The sequence below is a fragment of the uncultured Gemella sp. genome (assembly GCF_963529685.1).
Classification (GTDB): domain Bacteria; phylum Bacillota; class Bacilli; order Staphylococcales; family Gemellaceae; genus Gemella.
In genome coordinates, this window is record NZ_CAUSAI010000008.1 from 1 (window position 1) to 24211 (window position 24211).

At 31.6% G+C, this 24211-nt stretch carries 45 protein-coding genes; 2 read left to right on the plus strand and 43 right to left on the minus strand.

All coding sequences use genetic code 11. The features are described from left to right. The 43 genes from RWS90_RS02260 to RWS90_RS02465 all read right to left on the minus strand — a co-directional run. The coding region (locus RWS90_RS02260) for a phage tail tape measure protein (RefSeq protein WP_314548347.1) at positions 1 to 3505 on the minus strand (3505 nt) is incomplete at its 3' end. 202 nt (positions 3506 to 3707) lie between these two features. Then, positions 3708 to 4154 (minus strand): hypothetical protein, encoded by a 447-nt coding sequence (locus RWS90_RS02265; protein ID WP_314548348.1) that lies wholly within the window; start codon positions 4152 to 4154, stop codon positions 3708 to 3710. A gap of 51 nt (positions 4155 to 4205) precedes the next feature. Continuing rightward, positions 4206 to 4865, minus strand: a complete 660-nt coding sequence (locus RWS90_RS02270) for a hypothetical protein (protein WP_065377840.1) — start codon at positions 4863 to 4865, stop codon at positions 4206 to 4208. A gap of 12 nt (positions 4866 to 4877) precedes the next feature. Next, entirely contained in the window at positions 4878 to 5300 is a 423-nt protein-coding gene (locus RWS90_RS02275; protein ID WP_314548352.1) for a hypothetical protein, read from the minus strand. Continuing rightward, a complete protein-coding gene (locus RWS90_RS02280) occupies positions 5300 to 5644 on the minus strand; it encodes a hypothetical protein (RefSeq protein ID WP_314548353.1) in 345 nt (114 codons plus the stop codon). The genes RWS90_RS02275 and RWS90_RS02280 overlap by 1 nt, the downstream gene beginning before the upstream one ends. Continuing rightward, a complete protein-coding gene (locus RWS90_RS02285; RefSeq protein ID WP_314548354.1) occupies positions 5644 to 5994 on the minus strand; it encodes a phage head closure protein in 351 nt (116 codons plus the stop codon). Before RWS90_RS02285 ends, RWS90_RS02280 begins: the two co-directional genes overlap by 1 nt. Then, entirely contained in the window at positions 5975 to 6175 is a 201-nt protein-coding gene (locus RWS90_RS02290) for a hypothetical protein (protein WP_314548356.1), read from the minus strand. The genes RWS90_RS02285 and RWS90_RS02290 overlap by 20 nt, the downstream gene beginning before the upstream one ends. Beyond that, a complete protein-coding gene (locus tag RWS90_RS02295; RefSeq protein WP_082147408.1) occupies positions 6165 to 6461 on the minus strand; it encodes a hypothetical protein in 297 nt (98 codons plus the stop codon). The genes RWS90_RS02290 and RWS90_RS02295 overlap by 11 nt, the downstream gene beginning before the upstream one ends. Positions 6462 to 6465: 4 nt before the next feature. Then, positions 6466 to 7593, minus strand: a complete 1128-nt coding sequence (locus RWS90_RS02300) for a phage major capsid protein (RefSeq protein WP_314548357.1) — start codon at positions 7591 to 7593, stop codon at positions 6466 to 6468. Beyond that, complete coding sequence (locus RWS90_RS02305; protein WP_314548358.1) at positions 7594 to 8271, minus strand: head maturation protease, ClpP-related; 678 nt, start codon at positions 8269 to 8271, stop codon at positions 7594 to 7596. Then, positions 8240 to 9490 (minus strand): phage portal protein, encoded by a 1251-nt coding sequence (locus tag RWS90_RS02310; protein ID WP_314548360.1) that lies wholly within the window; start codon positions 9488 to 9490, stop codon positions 8240 to 8242. The genes RWS90_RS02305 and RWS90_RS02310 overlap by 32 nt, the downstream gene beginning before the upstream one ends. 25 nt (positions 9491 to 9515) lie before the next feature. Then, positions 9516 to 9671, minus strand: a complete 156-nt coding sequence (locus RWS90_RS02315; protein WP_314548361.1) for a DUF1056 family protein — start codon at positions 9669 to 9671, stop codon at positions 9516 to 9518. Further along, the gene (locus tag RWS90_RS02320) at positions 9671 to 11356 is read right to left on the minus strand and encodes a terminase TerL endonuclease subunit (RefSeq protein ID WP_314548362.1); all 1686 of its coding nucleotides are present in this window, start codon (positions 11354 to 11356) and stop codon (positions 9671 to 9673) included. Before RWS90_RS02320 ends, RWS90_RS02315 begins: the two co-directional genes overlap by 1 nt. Then, complete coding sequence (locus RWS90_RS02325; protein WP_065377848.1) at positions 11356 to 11910, minus strand: phage terminase small subunit P27 family; 555 nt, start codon at positions 11908 to 11910, stop codon at positions 11356 to 11358. Before RWS90_RS02325 ends, RWS90_RS02320 begins: the two co-directional genes overlap by 1 nt. Positions 11911 to 12053: 143 nt before the next feature. Next, on the minus strand, positions 12054 to 12380 hold the full coding sequence (locus RWS90_RS07855) for an HNH endonuclease (protein ID WP_399541456.1): 327 nt from the start codon (positions 12378 to 12380) through the stop codon (positions 12054 to 12056). A gap of 111 nt (positions 12381 to 12491) precedes the next feature. Further along, the gene (locus RWS90_RS02330; RefSeq protein WP_065377850.1) at positions 12492 to 12887 is read right to left on the minus strand and encodes a hypothetical protein; all 396 of its coding nucleotides are present in this window, start codon (positions 12885 to 12887) and stop codon (positions 12492 to 12494) included. A 128-nt stretch (positions 12888 to 13015) separates the two neighbouring features. Then, positions 13016 to 13723 carry a hypothetical protein gene (locus RWS90_RS02335; protein WP_314548363.1) on the minus strand — a complete coding sequence of 236 codons (708 nt, stop codon included), beginning with the start codon at positions 13721 to 13723 and terminating at the stop codon, positions 13016 to 13018. Positions 13724 to 13826: 103 nt separating this feature from the next. Beyond that, positions 13827 to 13997 (minus strand): hypothetical protein, encoded by a 171-nt coding sequence (locus RWS90_RS02340; RefSeq protein ID WP_314548365.1) that lies wholly within the window; start codon positions 13995 to 13997, stop codon positions 13827 to 13829. After that, complete coding sequence (locus RWS90_RS02345; RefSeq protein WP_314548367.1) at positions 13998 to 14165, minus strand: hypothetical protein; 168 nt, start codon at positions 14163 to 14165, stop codon at positions 13998 to 14000. A 12-nt stretch (positions 14166 to 14177) separates the two neighbouring features. Further along, on the minus strand, positions 14178 to 14327 hold the full coding sequence (locus RWS90_RS02350) for a hypothetical protein (RefSeq protein ID WP_314548368.1): 150 nt from the start codon (positions 14325 to 14327) through the stop codon (positions 14178 to 14180). Positions 14328 to 14342: 15 nt separating this feature from the next. Next, complete coding sequence (locus RWS90_RS02355) at positions 14343 to 14603, minus strand: hypothetical protein (RefSeq protein WP_314548370.1); 261 nt, start codon at positions 14601 to 14603, stop codon at positions 14343 to 14345. Next, entirely contained in the window at positions 14603 to 15100 is a 498-nt protein-coding gene (locus tag RWS90_RS02360; RefSeq protein ID WP_314548371.1) for a hypothetical protein, read from the minus strand. The genes RWS90_RS02355 and RWS90_RS02360 overlap by 1 nt, the downstream gene beginning before the upstream one ends. Positions 15101 to 15111: 11 nt before the next feature. After that, positions 15112 to 15552, minus strand: coding sequence for a hypothetical protein (locus RWS90_RS02365; RefSeq protein WP_314548372.1), 441 nt, complete (start codon positions 15550 to 15552; stop codon positions 15112 to 15114). Positions 15553 to 15631: 79 nt separating this feature from the next. Beyond that, a complete protein-coding gene (locus RWS90_RS02370; protein ID WP_314548373.1) occupies positions 15632 to 15760 on the minus strand; it encodes a hypothetical protein in 129 nt (42 codons plus the stop codon). A 3-nt stretch (positions 15761 to 15763) separates the two neighbouring features. Beyond that, entirely contained in the window at positions 15764 to 16255 is a 492-nt protein-coding gene (locus RWS90_RS02375) for a hypothetical protein (protein ID WP_314548375.1), read from the minus strand. 2 nt (positions 16256 to 16257) lie between these two features. Beyond that, positions 16258 to 16473, minus strand: coding sequence for a hypothetical protein (locus RWS90_RS02380; protein WP_314548376.1), 216 nt, complete (start codon positions 16471 to 16473; stop codon positions 16258 to 16260). 1 nt (position 16474) lies between these two features. Beyond that, the gene (locus RWS90_RS02385) at positions 16475 to 16657 is read right to left on the minus strand and encodes a hypothetical protein (protein WP_314548377.1); all 183 of its coding nucleotides are present in this window, start codon (positions 16655 to 16657) and stop codon (positions 16475 to 16477) included. Positions 16658 to 16673: 16 nt separating this feature from the next. After that, a complete protein-coding gene (locus RWS90_RS02390) occupies positions 16674 to 16937 on the minus strand; it encodes a hypothetical protein (RefSeq protein ID WP_314548378.1) in 264 nt (87 codons plus the stop codon). After that, complete coding sequence (locus RWS90_RS02395; RefSeq protein WP_314548380.1) at positions 16927 to 17097, minus strand: helix-turn-helix domain-containing protein; 171 nt, start codon at positions 17095 to 17097, stop codon at positions 16927 to 16929. The genes RWS90_RS02390 and RWS90_RS02395 overlap by 11 nt, the downstream gene beginning before the upstream one ends. Next, positions 17087 to 17530 carry an HNH endonuclease signature motif containing protein gene (locus RWS90_RS02400; RefSeq protein WP_314548381.1) on the minus strand — a complete coding sequence of 148 codons (444 nt, stop codon included), beginning with the start codon at positions 17528 to 17530 and terminating at the stop codon, positions 17087 to 17089. The genes RWS90_RS02395 and RWS90_RS02400 overlap by 11 nt, the downstream gene beginning before the upstream one ends. Next, entirely contained in the window at positions 17520 to 17756 is a 237-nt protein-coding gene (locus tag RWS90_RS02405) for a hypothetical protein (RefSeq protein WP_065377861.1), read from the minus strand. The genes RWS90_RS02400 and RWS90_RS02405 overlap by 11 nt, the downstream gene beginning before the upstream one ends. Next, positions 17743 to 17958 (minus strand): hypothetical protein, encoded by a 216-nt coding sequence (locus tag RWS90_RS02410; RefSeq protein WP_065377862.1) that lies wholly within the window; start codon positions 17956 to 17958, stop codon positions 17743 to 17745. Before RWS90_RS02410 ends, RWS90_RS02405 begins: the two co-directional genes overlap by 14 nt. After that, on the minus strand, positions 17951 to 18367 hold the full coding sequence (locus tag RWS90_RS02415; RefSeq protein WP_314548383.1) for a hypothetical protein: 417 nt from the start codon (positions 18365 to 18367) through the stop codon (positions 17951 to 17953). The genes RWS90_RS02410 and RWS90_RS02415 overlap by 8 nt, the downstream gene beginning before the upstream one ends. Next, positions 18360 to 18779: a hypothetical protein gene (locus RWS90_RS02420; RefSeq protein ID WP_314548385.1), complete on the minus strand. Its 420-nt coding sequence runs from the start codon at positions 18777 to 18779 to the stop codon at positions 18360 to 18362. Before RWS90_RS02420 ends, RWS90_RS02415 begins: the two co-directional genes overlap by 8 nt. 34 nt (positions 18780 to 18813) lie before the next feature. Then, positions 18814 to 19230, minus strand: a complete 417-nt coding sequence (locus tag RWS90_RS02425) for a single-stranded DNA-binding protein (protein WP_314548386.1) — start codon at positions 19228 to 19230, stop codon at positions 18814 to 18816. Between the two features lie 203 nt (positions 19231 to 19433). After that, positions 19434 to 19988 (minus strand): site-specific integrase, encoded by a 555-nt coding sequence (locus tag RWS90_RS02430; RefSeq protein WP_065377865.1) that lies wholly within the window; start codon positions 19986 to 19988, stop codon positions 19434 to 19436. A 28-nt stretch (positions 19989 to 20016) separates the two neighbouring features. Beyond that, the gene (locus RWS90_RS02435; protein ID WP_314548387.1) at positions 20017 to 21114 is read right to left on the minus strand and encodes a hypothetical protein; all 1098 of its coding nucleotides are present in this window, start codon (positions 21112 to 21114) and stop codon (positions 20017 to 20019) included. Between the two features lie 74 nt (positions 21115 to 21188). After that, positions 21189 to 21629 carry a YopX family protein gene (locus RWS90_RS02440; protein ID WP_065377867.1) on the minus strand — a complete coding sequence of 147 codons (441 nt, stop codon included), beginning with the start codon at positions 21627 to 21629 and terminating at the stop codon, positions 21189 to 21191. Positions 21630 to 21632: 3 nt separating this feature from the next. Then, complete coding sequence (locus RWS90_RS02445) at positions 21633 to 21839, minus strand: hypothetical protein (protein WP_314548389.1); 207 nt, start codon at positions 21837 to 21839, stop codon at positions 21633 to 21635. Continuing rightward, complete coding sequence (locus RWS90_RS02450; RefSeq protein ID WP_314548390.1) at positions 21817 to 22296, minus strand: hypothetical protein; 480 nt, start codon at positions 22294 to 22296, stop codon at positions 21817 to 21819. Before RWS90_RS02450 ends, RWS90_RS02445 begins: the two co-directional genes overlap by 23 nt. 9 nt (positions 22297 to 22305) lie before the next feature. Beyond that, complete coding sequence (locus tag RWS90_RS02455; protein WP_065377870.1) at positions 22306 to 22485, minus strand: hypothetical protein; 180 nt, start codon at positions 22483 to 22485, stop codon at positions 22306 to 22308. Further along, positions 22482 to 22736: a hypothetical protein gene (locus RWS90_RS02460; RefSeq protein ID WP_065377871.1), complete on the minus strand. Its 255-nt coding sequence runs from the start codon at positions 22734 to 22736 to the stop codon at positions 22482 to 22484. The genes RWS90_RS02455 and RWS90_RS02460 overlap by 4 nt, the downstream gene beginning before the upstream one ends. 10 nt (positions 22737 to 22746) lie before the next feature. Further along, a complete protein-coding gene (locus RWS90_RS02465; RefSeq protein WP_314548391.1) occupies positions 22747 to 22932 on the minus strand; it encodes a helix-turn-helix transcriptional regulator in 186 nt (61 codons plus the stop codon). Positions 22933 to 23217: 285 nt separating this feature from the next. On the opposite strand from RWS90_RS02465, the gene RWS90_RS02470 reads away from it, so the two are divergent. Continuing rightward, a complete protein-coding gene (locus RWS90_RS02470; protein ID WP_314548392.1) occupies positions 23218 to 23547 on the plus strand; it encodes a helix-turn-helix transcriptional regulator in 330 nt (109 codons plus the stop codon). Further along, positions 23548 to 24201, plus strand: coding sequence for an ImmA/IrrE family metallo-endopeptidase (locus tag RWS90_RS02475; protein WP_314548393.1), 654 nt, complete (start codon positions 23548 to 23550; stop codon positions 24199 to 24201). Positions 24202 to 24211: the final 10 nt, after the last annotated feature.

Below are 24211 nucleotides of genomic sequence, written 5' to 3' on the forward strand. Positions count from 1 at the left end.
TACTCTTAGCTTGATTTATAAACGGCGTTGCGTTCCCTTGTGCCATTATTGATTTCACTGGTGTTTCTGTAGCGTTATATCCGTCTAAGCTAAATTTAGCTTGGTCAATTACTGCACTAGCGTTGTCAGTTGCATTAATGTTTTTGTCTGGAACATTTAGTGATGCAAAATCTAACAAGTTATTGAATGCTTTTGTGATATTAGGTGTCGCATCATCTTGCACCATTATTGATTTAGGTGCTATATCCATGTCTTTGAATTGACCTATTTTTCCGTTAACGTTATCCAACGGCTGACTTGCATTATCTACAATTTCAACATTCTTAGGGTGTATTCCTATACTATTTAAGAAATTCAAGTCATCTATAGTCATCTTAATAGTGCGACCTTGACTCTCAGAAATCATAATAGCTTTTTTAATGTCTGGTAAAGCTAATGCACGTTCATAATCGTTTTTGAAGTTGAAAGCAATGTCGCCCCCTTTATATTCAATACCGATTGTCTTGAACCCGCCTTCTTTAGCAGCCCATTCGTCAAGAGCTTTATTCATTTCTTGGACTTTCTTCTCGGCGCTTCCAAGACCTTTAATGTAAGTCTCTTTTGCTTGGTCAATTATTCCCATTTGTTTTAGCGCTGCCAATTTTGCTGTCGCTGTTGTATCGTCAAACGCTTCTTGTAATATCTTCTGAGCTTCCTTACTTTCAGTCGCTGCTTCTGTAGCTGTTTTACCTACTTTTTTGTAAGCTTCTTCTAGTTGGTCTAATTCTGATTTAGTAAGCACCCTGTTTTCTCTAGAGGCACTTGACAAAATATCGTTAATTGTGTCTTGTGCTTGTTTTGTTTCGTTAATAATAGAGTCATAATGTTTGCTTATGTTTTCTTTTTCCTGACTATATAATTCTTCATTAATTAAGTTGTTAGCTTTCTTTTGCTCCAACGCCGACATCTCAGCCGCTTTACGTTGTTCTAAACTTTGAACAGTTGCAGCAGTCACATCACTTACACTCTTAATCTGTGCAAGAGCGTAATCAGCCGTGATTCTGCTACCTTCTAAATACTTACTATTTAAACTTGCTAACGAGTTCCCTAATATGTTAGCTGCTACTTGCACACTGCTTGAAATTTGGTTAACGTCCTCGTCTGATAAACTTAATGCCTTTTTAAGTTGTTGTCTGAAACGCCCGTCAAACTCCAATTTGTACCATTTACCGTCTTTAAAGTTCTTGTTTATGTTTTCCATAATCTCGGTGTTTGCAGCTTGAACTTTCTTAATCTCACTTTTCACAGCTTCTGAGTTACGTTTAACAGCATCTCCCATATGGTTAATAGAATTCCCAGATTGTTCAGCACCTTTAATCACGGCGTCATACCATTCTTTATATTTACCGTTTGTAAGCTCAATAGCGGCTTCATGATTTCGACTATGTTTAGTCATTTCACGATAAATCGCCGTTCCTACACCGACAAACGCAGCTCCTATTAATGCAGCACCCGCAACATAAGGGTTAGTTAATAATGTTGCCATACTTCCTGCTTTAGCTGCTTGTGTTCCGACTCCTGCTATAGATGTTGATAATTTAATCATGTCTCCAACTGACTTAGCTGTTGACATCTTACCAACCCATTTTACAAAACTTCCGATAGCTTTCACACCACTACCAATACCAGTAGTCATTCTACCTAATACAGACATGAAAGGTCCAAAACCTAGAGTCGCTAGTTGTACAGCTGTTGGTAGTTTACTAAACCACAACATCATATTTCCTAGTGAGTTTACTAATGGTTTTGAGGCTGTTAGAGCTTGTGCCAACTTAGGTAATAATTGTGAACCCATTTCAATAGCCATTTTCTGTATTTCATTCTTAGCCATTTTAAGTTTACTAGCACTAGTTTGATATCTAATACTAGCTTCTTTAGTCAAAGCGTTGTTTTCTTTCCAACCTTTATTTGCAATATCTAACGCTTTTCCTAATCCACTATCACCATTTAATGCACCAGCTAAACGTTTGATTGCATCTGCTTCACGAATACCAGTGATACCTAATCCAGCTAATACTTCATTGACATTTCCACCATTTTCTTTTACTTCATCTAATCCTTTTAATAACATTTGTAATGCTTCTACAGGTCTATTTCTAAATGCGTTGGCAAATTCATTAGCACTTACTCCAGCAGCACTTGCGAATTTTTGTAATCCATCTCCACCAGAAGCTACTGCATTTTGCATTTTGTTCATAACTTGAGTCATTGCACTACCACCGGCTTCTGCTTCAATACCAACAGTACTTAATGCAGCTGCCAAACCTAATACATCTGCTTCTGCCATATTAGTTTGTTTACCCATTCCGGATAATCGTTGTGCCATTTCTACAATAGATCTCTCGTTAGTAGCAAAGTTATTACCTAACTCAACTATTGATGACCCAAGATTTCTAATGTTACTTTGACTAGTTCCCATAACTGCCATGAATTGAGCTAAACTTGTTGCTCCTTCTTCTGCTGATAAGTTAGTAGTTGCTCCTAAGTCTGCTATTGTTTTAGTGAAATCTAGAATGTTTTCAGTTTTAATACCTAACTGTCCAGCTACTTCACCAATCTTAGCTAACTCATTAGCGCTTACTGGGATTTGTGTTGATAAATCTAGAAAACCTTGTCTGATTCTATTTAACTGTTCCGGACTTCCATTAACAGTTTTTACTACACCAGCAAAACTACTCTCAAAATCTATCGCTGCTTTACCTGCTAAATACATTCCTGTTGATAGTCCAGCTGTCATTTTTGATAGTCCATCACCAAATCCACTCATCTTTTGTCCAAATGCTTGAACTCTTCCACCCACATCATTGAAACGTTGAGCTACATCCGCTAGCTTCCCACCATTATTTCTAAACGCTGTGTGTGTTTGTTGCATTGCATCTCTTAGTTTGAAATAACCAGTCTCTGCATTTGCTATTTTTGTTGGTAAGCTTTGTAATTCTCTTTGTTGACTACTAAACGTACCATTTAATGATTTAATTTGTGTTTCTAGAGCCTTCACTTCTTTCTCTGTATTTTTATACGCTTTAGAAGTGTTTGCTACTGTATCTTTATATTTCAACGCTGCTTCACTTGTCTTACCATACGTTTTTTGTAAGTGTTTCAAGTGTTCTTTTTGGCTTTCTAGCAGCGTTCCTGTAGTTTTTAATGTTGATTGTTTTTGTTTTAATGAGCCAGTAAGCTTATCAATCTCTTTTGGTAATTGGCTTGTTGATTGCTTAAGTGCATCATATTTTGATTTTAATAAATTTACATTACTTGCAGATTGTTTCATCTGTGAAGATAAACCATTCATTTTAGCTTTGTAAACATCATAAGCTTTTCCACCACTACCAAGAGATGCTATATTTCTTCTAGCTTCTGCTTGTAATTGTCTTAAGGCGTTTTCACCTTGCTTAAGAGCAGAGGTAAAACTGCCCACTCCTTCGGCTGTCAGTATGACACCGACTTTATCCATATATCCTGACAAATTTTTACCTCCTAAAACATTTTACTAAAGTTCATTTCTTTTACTTCTTCATCTTCTTTTGGTTGCTGTTCACCTTGACTATAGTTATCTTCGATATATTTGTTTATCATATACACAATGTACTCTAAACTATAGTCAAACATGAACTCCTTTTTAGACATTCCAAACCATGTTCTACAGCGATAAAACAAGTCATCCCAATCTATTTCTTGCTTTTTTTGTTCTTCTTGTTTTTCTTCTGTTTTAGTTGATGGTCTGAAATATTCACTAGGTCTTCTACCTTTTCGTTTAAAATATTCTTTCCCATTTCACTATCATCTGTAATTCCTAACATTTCTAATAATGTTGCTGTTTGGTCTCCATACATAGCTTCTTGGTATTTCAAGATGAATAATTCTAATTCAGTATCATTTACGTTCTCTAGTACTTCTTCTATTGTTGTTTTATAACCATTTGCCTTAAGAATTGACACTAAAAATTTAGCTGTTGCTACATTTTTTTCTTTTAAGTAGACATCATTCCACTCTCCCTGCTTGATTCCAAAATCAGCTTCTAGATATAACCATACTGCTAAATTTGATTTTAATTTAATTTCTCTTCCTAAAATATCTGTTTTAAATGTTTTTACTGTCTTAGTAAATATACTCATTGATTATCCTCCAAAAAAATAAAGAGCTAACAAATTGCTAGCTCTTAAAAATTATCCTGCTACAACTACTGTCTCATCAGTTGTTCCTGATTTAAGACATTGTTTAAGTGTTTCTGCATCATAGAAACCTTGTAATAATAATTTCTCACGATCATATTTATCAGTCTCACGTAAATCGATTTTACTGAATACTGATTTGTTTTTACTACCAATGACTGGGTAAGCTTTGATTGTAACTTGTGAGATGTTTTCTTTTTTCTCATCTGTTTCAGTTTCTGCGTTAAAGTCTGGACTTTCGATTTGACATACTGGGAAGTTATAAATAATTTCTTTTCCGTCTTCATCAGTTACAGGGAAAGACCAACGGAACTGTTTGTAACGTGGAGAGTCTCCTTGTACGTAAGCACCGTTTGCTAATTTAGTCATACCTGACATTTCTTCTAAGAAACCATCAGGGAAAAATCCTATATCTACTGTCATTTCAACACTAGCGAATTTTACAATATCTCTCGCTTTGATGTTTGAAAGATATACTGTTTTCTCTTTAATTTGTCCTTTGAACGCTACTTTATCAATAGCGAATACTTCATATGTTTTGTCGTCATACGTTAAACCTTGTGAACTTGTAGCTTCTGTTTTTACTTTTTGTAAATACCCAGCTCCTACACCAGTTAATAACGCTTTGCTCACTGCTTCTTTTGTTACTGTCATTTATTGTTCCTCCTAAGTGTCTAATAGTGCTTCTTTTACTTTTCTAGCGAAAGGATCTTTATGTTTCATTGCTGCAGGTCTCACATGTGGATTTGGTGGTTTATATACACGCCCTTTTCTATATCTACGTTCTCGTTTACCAGTCCTATTTCGACTAGTATGTTTAGAAAATCCGGCGTGCCAACCAATCTCATGGAAATACAAATGTAAATTAGGTCTTCCAGCCCAACCAATAGAACTTTCAAAGTTGCTATGTTTGGTTACTATCCCGTCTACCCCTGCACCTGTTTTTTTTAATCCTTTTCCGATTGCTATGCTTTTAGCATCTTCTTTTATTTCTTCTGCCTCTTTAACTATAACTGCATTAACTTTACTTGTATTACTAGCGATTTTATTAAACTTCGCTATTGCGTTATCAAATCCAAATACTTCCATTATGAGTAAATCTCCATGTAATACATGAATTGAGTTTCTTTAGTATCTTCATCTACATCTATTATTTCGTGCCATGCTCCTGTATTTAGAGTGGTGTCTTCTATTGCAGTTTGAAGTTTATTCAATATCTCTGAATTGTCTAAATCATGTGGTTTTGCATCAAATAAATTAAGTTGGTAAGTGTGATGTTTTTTAAACTTTTTATTAGAAGAGCGTTTCTCCATTGTTCCAACATGAAAATAAACTAGTTTCGGAAATTCTTCCCCGTCACTAAATCCATAAGATAATGGTATGTCTAACTCTAATCCAGTTATAGTATTAAAAATCAGTTCTTTTGTTGTCATTATTTAACCACCTCCACTAATGATATTTCTGTTTCATTTTTGACGTGGTTGTGATATATCCTAGCAATCGTGTATTTCTTGTTATTAATTATCACAAATAGTTTACTTAACAAATAGTCATTAATATTAGTAAATAGTCTGATTGCTATTCTTGTTGTTACTTCTGTATCAACTTGTAGTGATTGATACTTTTCGTTAGCAGATACACCTAGATAACGAAACCAAAACTTTCTAATTTCTTTTTCTTCATGTTCTGCTAACTTAGTATTAAATTTATCTTTCTTGTGGACGTATTCCACAAACTTTACTATTCCATCATTATATGATTGGTTAATCCTGTATTGTCTCATATTCTGCTACCTCTTTTTCTGTAGTAGCTTCTTCAATTTTTTCTAAGAAGTCTTCACCATATTCAGATAGATTTTCAAGCATTTCTTCGTAACGTTTTTCTGAAACTTCCAACACATCACCTACTGAATATAGTTGAGATGTGTGAATGTCTGCGAACTCTCTTAAAATTCTAATCTTCACTTGTTTCAGTTCTCCTTTCTTTTTCTAATCTAATTAATAAACTTGATATTTCTCCTAAAAAATTAATGTCAAAATATTCTAATTTGTCGTTGTATTCATATCTTGCACGCTCAAACACTAATGATTTACCTTGTTCGTTGTTCTCAATGTCAAAGAAACCACATTTTTCACACAAAACTGAATAAGAAAAAGACAACAACCTTTTTAGATTATCGTCTTCATCATCATGTAAGATATGCAGTTTATCTTTAAATTGTTTTAACAACGTTTCTGAAACATCAATCATAATCTTACGCTCCAGCTACTAGAGTTAAGTTCTTATCAAATTCTAATTTTGCAACAGCTTCTTTATCTACAGGTTTCACATCAAAACGAGTGATTAAACGAGTATCATAAGAGTTACGTGTGAATGCTTTACCACCAACATCAGTTGATTTGATTTCTAATTCATTTAATTCATATACACGTACAGCTTCTTTTAAATCTCCTATGTATAGTGGAAATTTGTTAGCAGTCTCGTTTGGTAAGTGTGTATTAGGTAATACAATTACTTCTTTACCAAATAATGTACGTTTTGTTGGATCAGTTACTACTGGTTGTAGTAAATAGTTTCCATTTTTATCTTTTAAACTGTCTAACACGTTAAAACCATCTTGGTTAGTTAATACTTTTGTATTATCTAAAAAGATAGGATCTAATGTTACGTTGAAAGCTTCTTTGATTTCATCAACTTTAGTAATTGCTTTTTTAGTTAAAGTTTTTAACACAGCAATAATTTCTTTGTTTTCTGTTACTACTTGTTTTTTCATGAACCATTTACCTAAGTATGCAAGTAAGTTCTCTGGAGAGTCTTGTAATAAGTAACGTGATACAGGTAGAATTCCTCCGAAATTTTTAACTTTGTAATTAATTCTCTCGAATACTTCTGCGTTTATTTCTTGGATTTCTCCTAGTTCAGTAATGTCAGTAAGTCCAGTTAATTGAGTTGTTTTTTCATATACTTCACTTCCTGATGGAACTACTACTGAACGAACATCAACGTAATCTTTTAATGAAATGAATGAACGTCTGTACTCATTAATTGCAGTTCTAACATCTTCTGGTACTAAGTAACCACCGTTTTCTCCTTCTGATTCTTTAAGTGGTCCAGCTGCATTAACAATACCTGATTTGATATAGTTTTTAACAGCTACTAGTCCTGTTTCTTCTTTTTGTTCTTCATGTAAATCAACAACTTTATCATCATGTTTTAATGAAATTAAGTTTTGAATTTGGTTGATTTCTTCTGTATATCCTTTGATTTCTTCCATTAATGAGTTCGCTAACTCCTTGTCTCCATTATTAATAGCATTTTCTGCCGCCGTTACTTTCTCTGCTTTTAATTGCATTAATTCTCTTAATTTTTTATTCACATTCATCTAGATTACCTCCAAAAATTCTAAATATTGTTTTGCTCGCTCCGTTTGATATTCATAGTTTTCTTTAATTAATTCTTTTGGAGCATTTTTAAATTTGTATGCTTGTTCTTTAGTTAAGCACGCTGCCATTTTAACTGGCTCTGAAACCTCATCACAAAGACCTAAGTTAAAACATTCTTCTGCATTTAACCAGCTCTCTTTGTTCATTAGTTCTCTAATTGTAGCTTCATCTGTCTTATCTTTAACTTTCGCAAGATAAGTATTTACTATTGTGTCATTGATATGATCTAAGTCATCAGCCATTTTCCTTAAGTCGTTTGCATTACCATATAATCCTGTCCATGCATTATGTATCATCATCATTGCATTTTTTGGCATTATTACTTTATCAGCACCCATTGCTATTACTGTTGCAATAGATGCAGCCAAACCATCAATATATGCTGTCACAAATCCCTTATGATTCTTGATTAATGTATGAATTGCTTGACCGTCAAACACATCTCCGCCATTTGAATTAATATGTAGGTCTATTGAACTAACATCACCTAAGTTTTTTAATTCTTCTGCGAATAATTGTGCTGTCGATTTATCTTCCCACCAGTCATATCCAATGTCAGAATAGATGAAAATTTCTGCCTTTCCATCATTCAAGGCTTTCATCTTCCACTTGTTCATTACCTTTCGCACCTGCTTTCCATAATTGATATTCTTTAATTGTGTCAACTGGAGCATAGTTTAATGACATGAATCGCATATCACCATACTCTGTATCAATAGTTGACATATCTTCTGAACGTAATATGTCATTAATTGTATAAACTCCGACATGTTGCATTTTTTCATAAAATTCTGCTCGTGATTTTTGGTCTGCTCTTAATTCTGCTTCCATATTGAATTTGAAATAATATCCACGCTTTCTATCTAGTTCTGTTAGTATCTTGGCATTTAGTTCAGATTCAATATTGGTTACATAAGGTAACATAACGTTTTTCACATAGTCCATTGATTGTGTTAGTGCGTTAGAGTGAGTTAATCCGCTGTAGTCTCCATATTTATATGGAGGAACTTTAAAAATACTAGCTATTTCTGCCTTGTTGTATTTCATTGTTTCAATGAACTGTGCATCAGATTGTGGTATTCCCACACTTTGATAATCTATATCCGGATTTAATATAGCAACGTTGTTATTTTCAAGGTGTTTTTTCCATGATTCTGCAACTGTCTCTTTGTTTTCAGTTGTTAATGGTGTTCGTGTTGACTTAAGTATTGCTAATGGAATACCTTCTCTTTTGAATAAGTTAGAAGCCATTTCACGCCCTTTTTGGTTTCCTTGAATACTTTCCCTTAGTACTTGAACTGGAGAACGCCCAATTAATCCATTAATCGACAAGTTTTTAAAATGTAGCAACTCTTCACTATTTAATACCATTGGTTTCCCTTTGTAGGTAGTATGGTAAGTTACAGTGTTAGTTTCTGCGTGATATAATACTTTTGTTTCTTTAGGATCTAACGGCACGATTTCTCTTACTTGTCCTCGCTTATCTATTTCTAGATAGTGATAACTGTTACCCCACAAATTTAACTGTGTCATTACTAAGTGTTTCCACTCAAAAGAAGTCATGTTCTTGTTTGGTTGGTCCTTAAGCAACGGATATGCTGTATGTTTTTTCGCTTTTTCCACTGTTCCGTTTACGTCTTGTAATAAGTTCAACGGATATTTCGCTAAGTCGTCAGATAATACTTTTACAGAGCTGTAAACCTCTGATGTATTAATAGCACTTTCTTCATTAATAGTATTTCTGCTGCTATTAAATATTTTTAAAAACCAGTCTGCTGGATTTCTTAAATCACTTAATTCATTTCCACCTGTCGGTGTTTTATTTCTAAATATCATCCTCTTTTCTCACCTCCTTTCAAAGCTAAAGTTGTCTTTCTAAAACATAGCTACACAACATTAAGACTACTCCTAACACTGTGAAACCTATTGTTTTACAAAATAAAAAGCCTGCGTACACAAAAGACACAAGGCTTGCTAAGAATAATAATCCTATTAATATTTGTAATAATGTTTTCACTAGAAACTAAATTCTCCTTTATCTATCATTTCATTTAAATCATAGCCAATATTATCGCTATACATTGCACGTGTAAAAGCGAAAATACCAGCCGCTGCCATATCTATCCTATCGCTAGACTTTTTCTTGTCTAACATGATGTTATCTTGAGCATCTGATTTTGTTACTGCGTTACCCATACACCATGTGAGAGCTTTGTTTCCATCATGATGTATTTTGCCTTCGTAAACACATTCTCTAAAGTGTTTCGTAGGTTCATTAAGTGTAAGTACACCTTGACGTATTTCAACCATTAGATAACCTAATTTTTCCATTGTCTGAGACCATTGAGTAGCGTTATAAGGGTCATAACACACTTCTTGAACGCTATATTTGTTTCTTAATTCCTCAATATAATCAATTACAAAATCATAATCAATTACTTCTCCTGGTGTCTTAACAATCCAACCTTCTTCTATCCATTGAGAGTAGTTAACACGGTCTGTATTCATACGTTGAAACAACATATCTTCCGGCATAAAGCCTTTACTTCTTATTGCGTATTTATCATCACCTAATACGAATATAGAAGTAACTGCTGTTAAGTCTAGTCTCTTTGATAAGTCAACTCCAACAAAGCACGGTTTACCTTCTAGTTCATCATCTGATACTTCACAAAGCTTCCATTTCCCCATGTCCATATATTTATTTTCTGGAGCATTTACCCAGATGTTCATATTCTTTGTTAAGAATTTAGACATAGTTTCCGGCTTATCTAGGGCTTCTTTTAATCTTTCACGTAAGAATTTTACACCCTCTGAATAGCTAGCTAATATTGGATTAGCTTTTAACCAATTCGACTCATCTTTTATATCGTCGCCTTTATCTAACTCACACACCATAGCGTAATAACCATTATTTTCAACTGGATTGTTAGGATCTAATAATTTACTAACATAATCATATTCAGTTGAATAGCATGGATTATTTAAGTTAAATCCAGCTGTTGTAATAATTACAATTAATGGTTGACTTCTTGCACCTTGTCCAGATTCTATTACATCTAGTATTTCATCTGTTGGATGTGCGTGATACTCGTCCATTGCTCCTACCTGTGGGTTAAAACCGTCCGCTGTTTTTCCAGAGTCACGAGAAAGAGCCATAATATAACTGTTACTTTTCTCATGTTCTATTAAGCTACGTGTTATTTTAAATCTGTTTCTGATTTGACTACCTTGTATCTGTGCTTTGATTTCCTTAAACACAATGTTTGCTTGGTCTCGCTTAGTCGCTCCTATATATGCTTCTGATGATGATTCACCAAAGGCAGATATTTCATAAGATAAGCAACAAGCAACATCTTGTGATTTTGCGTTCTTACGTCCTACTTGATAGTAAAACTTTCTAAATCTTCTAATACCTGTATTTTTATGAACCCAGCCATATATATTAGACCAGTTAAAAATTTGTATTGGAGCAGGATCTATATTTTGTCCAGCTAGTTTACCTTTTGTGTGTTTAAATAATGACATCCACTCTAGAAAATTCATAGCTTTGTCATCATCAAAAATAAAAGGAAACTCTTCAGTTCCCTCTCTTTCTAAATCTTTTATAAATCTTAAACACGCCCATTTCTCTTTTTCACAAGCTATTCGTTCTCCATCAACTGCTTGTCTCGCCCACTCCTTCATTGCATCTTTTAACATTATAAATTAGCAAACCTTTCTTTTACAGGATCTACTGGGGCTTCTGAATAAGCTTTATCCATAGCAATTTTCGCCCTTGCTACTGGTGTCAATCCTAGTTCAGATTGTAGAGATTTGAGTGTGTTAAATAAATCTTTTTGTCTAATCAGTAATGGATGTTGTCCGAGTCCATAATCTTTAGTTCGTTCTGCTTCAACTAATTTACCATGTCGTCTAAGCTCACGTTCTGTTTCTTTGTTATAACCTTGGTCTGTCATCAATCCATCACGTTGTATAATCTGACTACAGTCTACGTACTTCTCGTAAGTGTCACAATAAATAGCTAACACATGTAAGTCTAGATTATTTAGTAAATCTATAGAGTCTGCTTGTGCAACAATAAACCTAAATTCTTTCTTTGCTAAGTCACCTAACCACTTAGGTGGCTTTAGTTTATCTTTTGGTAATTTTAACTCGGATTCTACCTGTTTTCTAGCCTCTAATTTTTGCTTTGAAACACCCTGTCTTTTTCCGCTCAAAACCTTGAGAGACATTGGTTCTGCTTTCCTTGCCAAAATCATCACCACCTTTCTAAATTTTACTTATTTGAAAAAAATAATTAAATGCATTTTGCGTACGAATGAGGGACGCCCGCTCCTGTGGAGATTGGTCATCTGAAATTTTTCACGGGGGGGTATACCCCAGGAAATAACCACCCCTACTTCTTGTAATGCTCAATCTTGTTGTGGCACTCCTTACACACACACTCGAGGTTAGAGAGGTCAAGTCGTCTAGTCCAATCTGTTCTAACTTCTACTTTATGATGAACTAGGTTAGCTAGTCCACCACACATAGCACAAGTGAAACAGTCACGCTTCAACGCTTGTTGCCTTACCTCTCTCCACTCTTTGCTTTTATAGAACTTCATAACTTCATCATGCTTACGTTGTTCGTTATAGCTTTTATTTGAATATTGATTATGTTTATTACAATATGTTCCCTTACTGATAAGAGTTCTACATTTATGATGTTTACATTCCTTCATATCCACCTCAACAAAAAAAGAGAGATATTATTTATTTTAATATCTCTCAATTATATTAATCTCATACTACTATTATATCATAGACAAACCCGACAAACCCGACAACTTTTATTATGAGTTTAAAATATAAAACAATTTATCCTTAAGACTTTGTAATCTTCTTTCTACAGTTCTAGTATGATAACAAACTTCTGTTGCTACCTCTTCAACTGTTAACTTGTAAGTGTAACGAAACTTAAGGATCTTCTTATCACGTACATCTACTAAGCTATGTTCTAATCTATCTACACACTTAATAGCATAGTCATCTTTCTCAAAGTCATAGTCAGATAATTTATTTATTATATTATTCTCATTACTATTATTGAAATTACTATTATTAGTTTTTATTTCATCATCTCCAGATAATTTATCTTTCAAATAAATATTAAGTTGTTTCTTTATCTTAGGATATGCTTCTAAATAATAGTCAACATCATTCCTTGTATAATTAAATTTCTTATTCATCATTCCACCTAATTTAAAAGTATGTTGGGAAAGCTAGGAAAAACCAACGACTGCTTGTAAATATTATTTTGGAGAAGCTTTCACATATATTATGATCGACCTAGCTTTATTATTATTATATAAATATTCTAAACGCTTTTAAATAGTTCACGACAACAAATTTTATCAATTACTTTACACATTGTATTTATATCTCCATTAAGTTCAAACAACCACTCTTTCTTGTGATACATGTTTGATTTAATCCAGTGTAACTTGACTTCTTTATTTATTGTAATAGTCTTGTTTTCAAAGTTAATAGCATAACCGTAACCATACTTAACACTTAATCTTCTTGCTATTGCGTAAACTATTTCTTCATTACGTTCTTCTCTTGCTCTCACATTAATCCTAGTGCCAACTACAACAACTGAATCAATGAATCTATCTAGCTGCATACCAAGAAGATATTCTATTCTTCTAAAATATATCTTCTTAATATGATTACCTTGACGCTTACCTATAAGTCTTCTTACCTGTAACACATTAAACTTATTGCTACCTTTAGTTCTAGTCTCAGATATAAGTTCTTCTAAGTAGTCTAAGTATCCCATATCAAACTTAACCAACTCAACATTCTCACTCATTGTATGTAAGTAACAATATATATGTTTGTCTAAATCAAAGTCTCCTAGTTTTTTTAACTCGCTTAAATCATCAAGTGTCATTATGTATTTATCTTTCAACATCATATTATAAATATATTTGTAAGTATCATAATCATCTCCTGATAATGATATATCTTTTTCTAACTCTTCCATCACTGATGGATAAAACTTAACTAGATTTCTTATCACTAAAATCACCCCTATAATACCTGATTATAAATATTAGAAAACTTAACGCTATCACACACATTACTCCTACGATTGTTAATGCTAATATTTTAATCATTGCCTTTTATTCCTTATCCTTTCTGTTCTCTAAACTTTCTACTTTTAAATTTTTAGCACTTATTGTTTCTATACTTGAATGTTCTGAAATATATTTAGCTAACCTTTTTAATTCTTCTTGATTTATAGTTAAACTTTCTCCGAATATATATCTCTTAATTTTCTTTAGGAAATTCATTTATTTCTCCTTAACTTTAACTATAATTTTTTCTTTCTGTAGATCCTCTATAAAATCTGGTACATCTCTTGCATATGATTTTTGATATAGTAAGCTTAACGCTACTGCAAGTTCTAACATATCTAATTCTATATGATCTTTATTTTCTTTACCTTGTATCTCTATCATAATTATTTTCCTCTATAAATTATTTAAAGTATTCATAAACCAAATAAATGTAATTATTAATATTATCAACAATACAGCCATTGTTGTCCTAAAATATTTTTTAGTCATTCCTTCGCCTATTTTCTCTAATGCTCTTTCTATTTTTTCTAAGTATTTCTCCATTAATGCAACACCTCTTTATTCTTCTAATCCTCCGTTATATTGTGGAAATTCCATCCAGTAAATAATATTATCATCAGTATATTCAAAACCTACTCCGTTATCAAATTCTATCCATCTGTCAGTATATGTATCAACAAACCCTCCTCTGCATGATGGAACAGTTACCAACACTTCTTCATTAATTTCTGGCACAGGGCCTTCCCACATAGTTTTATAACTATGTTCTGTTTGTTCCTCTATAGGTAACGGCTTTACCTCTAATTTATTCCACTTCATTAACACAACACCTCTTTTATCTCTTCTCCGAACTCATCAATACACGCTTGTGCTATTTCTCGTGTTTTGAAGTAAGGTAACTTTTTAAAGCTATTACTAATTACAGTTGAAATAGTTTCAAATTCACAACAACTATAATCATAAAAAATATAGTATTTATTCTCTTTTTCCCAATCAGGCTCCCAACCGTCATTTTTAATCTTCGCCCATTGTTGTAATTTAAACAATAGCTTACGTTCTTTTAGATGTTGTTCAGCTTCATCTTCTGTGTTGAAGTATTCACCCATTTTAAAATAGTTTTTATCTATAGTGCTATCACTCCAAAATTGTGACTTAGTTATCGACTTATCACCTCTATGGATAAAATATACAGCCCCTCCATCCTTTGGATAAGTCAGTTCAAACTCTTTCTTATCATCTTCTAACTTGCTTATAAACTCATCTCTTAACGCTTTTGCTTTTTCATCGTATTGTTTTAATAGTTCTTCTTTATTCATGCTATTCTCCTTTAATCTAATAAATTCATTTTAATCGACATACCAAACTTAGCTATAAATTCTGCTGCTATTTGATGTGTTTTAAAGCAAGGTAGCAACCCTATATGATTGATAGCATTTCTCCTAGCAATATAAAAGTGTCCGGTAGATGTTGTTAACTCAACACAATACTTATCTTGATGAACATTGCACCAATTAGGACGCCACCCATCATTATATATTGCAGCCCAATCTTCCATATCTTTTATTAAACGACGTTTTTTATCATACTTAATAGCAGCATCTTCAGTCTTAAACACTAACCCACGTTTTACACTTTGAATAACAGTACCTCGACCATATGCGCTAGTCAACCAACAAGATCCATCTTTCTCCAAGATATAATACTTGTTCAACACTTCTTTTTCAAAATCAGCTTTTTGTTTTAACATTTCTTTTACTTGTTCTTCCATTAGCACAACACCTCTACATATTAAATACTTGATATAAACTATACGCCAACAATACAAGCATAAATATTGTTGCCATAATCTATAAAATTATTTTCGTTCTCAAACTAATATATTTGTTACAAAACAAAACTGTAGGATCTATAATTTCTGTTTTTATTGTATTCTTTAATTCTTCTACAGCTTCTTGTGTTGTATTAAGTTTGTTCATTTTCTATCCTCCCAAACTAGGGTTAATTGCTTCAAAATGAAAATCATTATACTCTTTTTCTTCATCTTTCACTAACTCCCCATCTATAACGGTGATGTATTGTTCAAATTCCATACCACTCTCACTAGCATATATATTAAAATCAACATGATAATTTTTACTATGCTCTACTAAAAGTTCTTGAACATCAATGCCCCACGCTTGTTTAACTTCTAAAGTTAAATAACAATCTGTATCATCATAAACACTAAAAATTGATATTTCTTCGCTTTCTATAAAAAATCTTCTAGAATTTTTCAAATGTAAGAATTCACTATACGATTTGTTATATTTAAAACTACATTCCATTGAATCATCTATCATTTTTATGTCAATATATTCAGGTCCTGAAAGAATGCTTTTTAATTTAACTAATCTAATTTCATTTTCTATGAAATTTTTTAGATCCTTTTTCTTACCTCTAATTTTTAAATATCCTTCACACCAATTCGGCATTTTTAATCCTCCTCAATCCCTTTATATGCAATACGCTCAACTTCATTCATATCGATTTCATTATCTCCAACTATACATATCTCGCTTGAAAAAATGTCCTCTTTATTTTCTGTGAAAATTTCACAAATTTTATTTACCTCTTCTACTGTTGTCTCTGTTTCTAACATTTCACCGTTATGAAAATATACACGTAATATATATTTGTCGTGTTTAATCATATTATCTCTCCTCAATATCAATTAACACATACCATGTTTCAACGTCTTCAATCACTGTATAACCTATTACACGTTCATTATCTTCCAATATCGGTTGGTCGATATCGCTGTTGCTAATAAATTCGTTAATGTCGTTCGCTATCATTTCTTTTGTTGTTTCTATTTTTACTACTCTTTTAATCATTGTTAATCTCCTTTTTTTATATGTATTTATTTTTAATTAATTCTAAAATTTTTTCAGAGCTTTCTTTAACATTTGTATAATAACTTTGCATATTAATTGTAGCTCCTGTTAGGTAAGGACTAATTTCTGAAATCTTATTTATATTTATATATACTTTTTCTTCGTCCATATCAGAGGTCAATTCAATAAACGGTGTGCCTGCTGTAATGTCTCCAGTTTTATCATCTATTTTATATTTCTGTGTAACTCCGTAATAAATATTTTTTAAATCATTTTTCATCCTTCAACACCTTCATTATCTTTCTTAACGTACTACTTCTTGTTACAGTTAATCCCTTACGTACTTCACGTATTGTCTTAACATGTAATCCTGTTAATGATGCTAACTCTTTGTTAGTTATTCCTTTTTCTCTTATTAGCTCGTTAATATTAGTTTTCATTTTCTTCTGTTTTCTTTCTTTTACCTATCGCATAAATTAACTCACTTAAATCAACACACGATCTCATTAATTCTTTATCTTTTAATATGTGTTTATATTTTCTATTTAAAATTAATAATGCTCCTCTAGATATTAGTTTTAAATTATCTATCTCAAAATTAGTTTTATTGCCATCTAGAAATATTACCACCTTGCCTTTCGGAACTTTTCTATTATGATACTGTTCCCAAACAAATCTATGTTTAGATATCCATTTATTTCTTTCTACTTTTATTTCAACTATTCCATCTACACTTGTTCTTTCGGAATACAATTCTCTAAAACATGCTGGTGTATGTCCTTTTTTAAAGCTTGTTCTGTTAGCTCCCATGTACCCAGTTACACCTTTATTCCAAGGGATATGTCCTTTTTTAAAACTTCCGCTATTTCGCATTTTCAATCATCAATGGTAAGGACGCTCCTCGACCAAATTCATTTTTATATTTTTCTGCTTCCAATGCTAAATCTGCGTTGGTTATAATAGTATTCCCTATAGTTGTAATAGTCTTAGCTCTAGCTATTTCTTCTTGTAAACTTTCTCCTTTTAAGTTTTCATCATTAATTCTTTCTAATGCTTCAAATAAATGATTATTTAGATCTATTAATTTATTTCTTGCCATATTCTCCTCCTACGTCATCAACGTAAATAATAGCTGTTCCACCTATAATACTGATTTCTTTTATTTCTTCGTTTTCTTCTAGTGGAGGTAGGTCAATGATTTCTCCTCTTTTATAAGCTTCTATGTAGCTTTCTATTTTATCTTCTGTGGTTTCTATAACATCTACTCTTTTAGCATTTTTAAACATTGACTTTTTATACATTGTTTTCTCCATATTCCTTTCTTATTTCTTTCAATTTATTTTCTAACTGTTTCTTTTTATTTACCCATGCTTTAATATTTGCTTCTGTAAATGCTACACTCCAACGCTCTTCATTAAGCGTTTTTTGTAATTCTAATAAATTTTTATCCACATCAGAAAGTGCTGCTAATATATTATTTTCTGTTTGTTTAAACTTCAATGATAATTCATCTTTGGTATCATCTCCACTTAAACTTTCATATATCTCTTTTAATCTCTTATAGTTTTTAGATCGTGGCGTTCTTCCTCTTTTCCATGCTAATAAATTCTGTGAATCTACCCCTAGCTCGATTGCTAAAATAGCTTCGCTCCAGTTCATTTTTTCTTTAATAGTTTCAATCATTTCTTTAATAGTTACGACTTTATTCATTTTCCTTAAACTCCTTTACCCTTGTTAAATGTTTGTTAACTTCTTCTACAATTACAGGTTCTATATCTAATCCAGTTTCAACTAAAAGCTGTTCTTTTATCTCACTCATATCAAATAGTATCTGTCCAACTTCTTTCATTTTCGTATCACTTACTACTTCAAATAATTCTCTAATAGTACGTTCAATTCTTTTAGCACCATAATTATGATTATTTCTTAAGCTCCATGCTAACGCTAAACAAAAGTCACCAATGAAATCTGCTACTTTTAAATTAACTTCTGTATTTAATCTTTTAGTGTAGCTATCTTCTATTTCACTTATGGTTAAATCTATTGCTTCTCGCTTTGTCAGTTTCTTCTGTCCAGGCTTTGTTATACTGAAATTATTTCTAATGATTTTCTTTTTTCCCATTTTTTATTCTATCCTTCCCAAGAAAACATATTAATTATTGTTCCATAAATGGATTGTACTCGCTGTTGAAATCATAGAAATCAGTAACATTGCTTGCTTCTGAATATCCTTGTTGATTGTTATTACCTTGTTTTTTACTCTCCAAGAAATTAACTTTATCTGCAATTACTTCTGTAATATATACTGTTTTTCCATCTTTCCCTTGATAATTCCTTGTAGAAATTCTACCCTCTACACCAATCAAACTTCCTTTATTTAGAAATCGTGCCATATTCTCCGCTTGTTTCCCATAAGCAGTACAACCTATAAAATCTGCTGGAAATTCTCCTCTTTCATTTTTAAAATTTCTATTGACCGCTAATGTAAAATTAACAGCTGCTTTATTTGATGTAGTGTATCTTAATTCTAAATCTCTTGTTAGTCTTCCTACTAAAACTACGTTGTTAATCATTAATTCTTCTCCTTAATTTATATTTTGAATGAATGAGTGAGTGATTAATTTATAATATAAGTATGTATCATATCTTATAAAGTGTTACATCTAGTTAATATCTTCAAACCTTACTGTTATCAGTATTTTAAATATATTGCATTTTTACCTATGTAATGTTTCCCTTATTGGTTACATAATGAATTTTATTTTTAAAATGAGGTCTATAATCCACCCCATTTTTTAACTGCTTTACTCATCTCATCACGTTCTATTCCGATATATCTTAATGTAATACTAGGATCATGATGATTGAATAATTTCATAAGTGTTACTACATCCTTACTTTCTTTGTAAAAATGATAACCAAACGTCTTTCTAAAACTATGTGTACCTATATTCTTTATCCCACACTCTTTAGCACCAGTCTTTAATATCCTGTATGCTTGTGTCCTTGTGATTGGTCTGTTAGAGTTCTTATATCGTGTCGATTTAAACAAGTATTCTTCATCTTCTTTATCCATGCAATACTCATCTAAGACACGCTTTAATTTAGGTAATACAACCATCTCTCTTAACTTTCCAGTCTTCATTTCACGCCTTCTTATCTTATCCCTGTTTCTTACATCACCAACCTTTAATCCTAATAAATCACTAATTCTAAAAGCTACATTTATTCCCATGTAGTAAAGTAAGTAATCACGCTCACTCCTGCTTTTAAAATAATAATTCATTGCATCTAGTTCTTCTTGTGTCCTAAGTGGTTCTACAAACTCCAAATTGATAACCTCCTGTTAGAAATTATCACTAAACATCATTGCGTTCTTTTCCTTTTGTTAATTCACTCATCATTTCCTTGTATGCTTCTTCATCTTCATCAGTAACTACTCTTTCATCCTTTGTTTTACTCTTGCCTGATATCCTATCTTTCAAGTAATCTGGAACAGGTACAACGTATTTACCAGGAATATTATTTGTTTTTCCTCCTGTAAATGTCGAAATACTACTCTCGTATTGTTCTTTAGCATTAAACAGGACTGCTAACATGTAATTCTGATGGTTTGTAGGATACTTAACTTGACTTAATCTAGAAAAAATATAATTAATATGTTCATGCCTTAACTCTGTTAATCTCTCTACTACTTCACTAGCTTTTACACTCTGTTTACCTATGTGAAGTCTAGTATCAGGAGGCATTAAACAAATATCAACAGCGTATTTAATCCACTTGTCTAATTCCTTTTGTTTATTCATGCTGACTCGGGAATACCCAAAGCTGTCTTTGAAATACTGTGTGTTGTATTTCTTTTTAAGACTATTAGTTTTATTATTTTCATCATTCACTCTCTCATCCATTAGCTCATTTTTTTCGCTATATATAATATTATTAGAATGAGATGATATATAATCATTATTAATTATTCTTATATTATTCTTATGTATAGGTTGGCTCATTTTGAGCATTTCAGAATTGTTCATTTTGAGCTTTTGCATTGGTTCATTTTGAGCTTTTGCATTTGTTGTATTTGACAACTGCTTTTTATTCTTCTCTTTTTCCAATTTTATATAAAGTTCTTTTACTTTTTCTTTATTAACTCTATACCATTTTGTTCTGTCTGCACCGAACTTGTTATAATCTCCGGTTATCAAAAACTCTTTTGCTATTAGATCTTCAAAGGTTCTTCTAACTGTAGAAAATGATAAGTAATCAAAATCTTCTTCATACCATCTTCTAATAGATTTATAAGTCCAATAATGTCCGTCCTTATACGCCTTTTCATCTCTATTTTTCCGATTTATTTCTATCCAATAATGAACACGCTGCAGTACTGTAGCTGGTCTATCTCCAATTTCTCTTGCTAACGTTCTATCAAATACTATTGGCTGTTCGTCAAACAATAACACAAACATCACCTTCTTCTTTTGAAATCTTGCATTTTTGGATTAATTATGATATATTATAGGTAATCGCTGAACGTCTATTTAGACGTTCTTTTCCTTTTTTTATTAATCCTTTTTTCTACGCTATTTAAACAAATAACTTTTTTATTGTTATTAATAATCTTATCTAGTAGTTTTTTATTTCTATGAATATCTCCAATTATTTCTAAATCATCATTTATCAATCCTAATTGGGCTGGAATATACTGCTTAAAATCCACTTCAAAAGATCCGTCTTTATATCTCACTATTCCAATATCTTTATCAGTATTTTTAACGATATCTCCGCTAAATATTTCATTTCCTTTTTTGTCTTTTAAATCACTTCCATACATGATAATCACATCATTTTTCTTTACATTGATTGATTGAATATATCTGCTTTCATACTTTCTTCCTAGTGTGATATAATCCCCATACCAACCAATAACTTTATACATTTTTTTATCAACGTATGCTCTGAAATTAGGAATATTCATTAGCTAACACTCCTCTTCTAAATACTTTTGTTTTAATAGTTTAGCTGTGTGAGAGAAATATTCTGCTAGTACTTCAAATAATTCATAACTTTCAAATCCTGTTGGAAACTTTTCTTTTACGTAAGGTTCTACCTTAAGACCATAATCATTTAGATGCTTTAGCATTTCCATTTGTTTTTCACTAAAACTATTCTTTATTTGTACTTCCAAATCCTCCACCACGCTTATCTCCTTTTAATCTAACTCCATAACTTACTTTAGGCACTTTATAGAAAATACCTTGTCCAATTCTTTCGCCTTTTTTAATTGTTAGATGTTTGTTTGTTAAATTGTTAAACTCTAGTAATATATGTCCTTCGTTTTTAGAATTGTTATAATAATCTGAATCTACAACTCCTACACCGTTACTCATTATTAGACCACGGTTAACTGGTAAGCTACTTCTAGCAAATATTAATAGACATTCATTTTTTGGCATAAAGGCTTTTAATCCAGTAGGTACTAAAGTTGCTTCACCTTTAAATCTAAATGCAGGGATCACAATTTCTTGACTAGCTATGAAATCAACTCCCGCACTATGAATTGTAGATTTTATAGGTAATTCACCGTTCATATCGTCTATTAATTCAAATCCTCTTCTACAGAATAATTTTTTTAACTTGTTCATACATTCCTCCTAAAAATATTTTTTACTGAAATCTTTATCAAAGATCCCTTGAATTAAAAAACCAAATCCAGTAGAAAATCCTGCAATCTGTCTCCAATCGATATTTGTTAAAGTAAGGAAACATACACTTACTACAGCGATTGTCCAATATATAATGTGTAATTTATCTTTTTTAATTTTTAGCTTCATTGCCATACTCCTTTAAATAATTCTACTTTGTTAATTAAATTGCTATCCTGGAAATAATCTCTCCAAGCTAGATAGTGAACAAAAGCTTTAATTTCTATCCCGTTACATTCTTTTAAATAAGTTTCTCTAGGGTAATAATCTTGTTCCCATAGTTTTATAAATTCATCTTTATACTTATTAAATTTTGTAGTTCCAATGTTAGGAAAGATCTTAGAAGCTCGTTCTGGATTTAACCATATTGTCTCTAACATTTTATACCTCCTATTTAATATTTAAGAAAGCATTTATTTTGTTTATTACCTTCTGTGATCCCTTGCCATAATTTAGTAAATCTGAAATTACAGGTTTTGAAACTCCGATACCATGTGCTAACTTAGTTCTTGTTAAATTTTTTCTCGCTAGTTCAACCCTAACTTTACAAATCCACTCTTGTAACTCTGGTGTCATTGACAAGCTCCTTTCTTTTTTAAAGATAGTAAGTTAACAAATTTAGCTAATTTTCATTGACATATCTTAACATATTTGATAATATATAGGTATGTTAAAGACACTAACAAATAATTGTTAAATTCACTTTGGCTGGCGTTTTTAAAATCAATTAGTTTAGTTAGTTTGTTAACAAATTTATTAACTTACAATAATAATTTTAGCATATTTGTTAAATGTAGTCAATAGATTTTTAGCATATTTGTTAAAAAATATTTTGTAAGGCTTAGAAAGGTTGTTATACCAATGCTTTATGAAAGGTTAAAATATTTAGCAAATCAAAGAAAAGTATCATTTAATCAAATTGAAGAAGCTGTAGGTTTTCCAAAAAATACATTATATAGATGGAATAATATTAAACCTTCAATAGATAAAATAACAATAGTAGCAGATTATTTTAACGTTACTACTGACTATCTATTAGGTAGAGAAAATAAAGAATACCCTACTATGTTCAGAATTAATACTGAAGGTTTTTCAAAAGAAGATGCTGAAGAGATGTTAAATGAATTACAAAGATATCAAAATATGTATCGCTTAATGTTATTAGAGCGTAAGAAAAAGGAGAGTGAATAGATGTTCAATATCGCACATTCTGAGTATTATAGGATAAAAGATGAAATATATCCTTTTATTTCTCAGGTTGCAAAACATTATAATAAACCAATATCACATATCAGACATTATGACATTAGTGAGTATTGTGAAAACAATATGAATGTGATTATCAAATATCCTAAATTCAATAAACTAATGGTTGATGGTTTCGCAGATAAGTTAGATGATTATTTTATAATTACCATTAACAATCAAGGAATACGACAAAGAAAAGTGTTTACTTTAATGCACGAAATAACACATTGTTTATTGCATTTTAAAGATACCCCTAGACATTTTTCTTCTGACGTAGATAGACACACACAACACGAAATAGAAGCTAATGTAGGTGCTAGTCTATTACTTATTAATGATGAAGCATTAGAAGAATGTCTATATAGAAAATATTCGTTTGGTAGAATGTTAAATACTTTCGGGTGTAGCAAAAACGCATTACGTACTAGACTAATAAATTACTATCAATATAATTTATTTATAGATAATTGCGACGCTAAAAAAATAGTATTTAACTTTGGTAAGGGAAATGTTAAACAGTTCTTTACATTATTTGAAAATCATAAATCAATAGAACATTTAGCAGCAATGCAATTACAGTACGAGAGTTACTGTTAATTGACAGGAG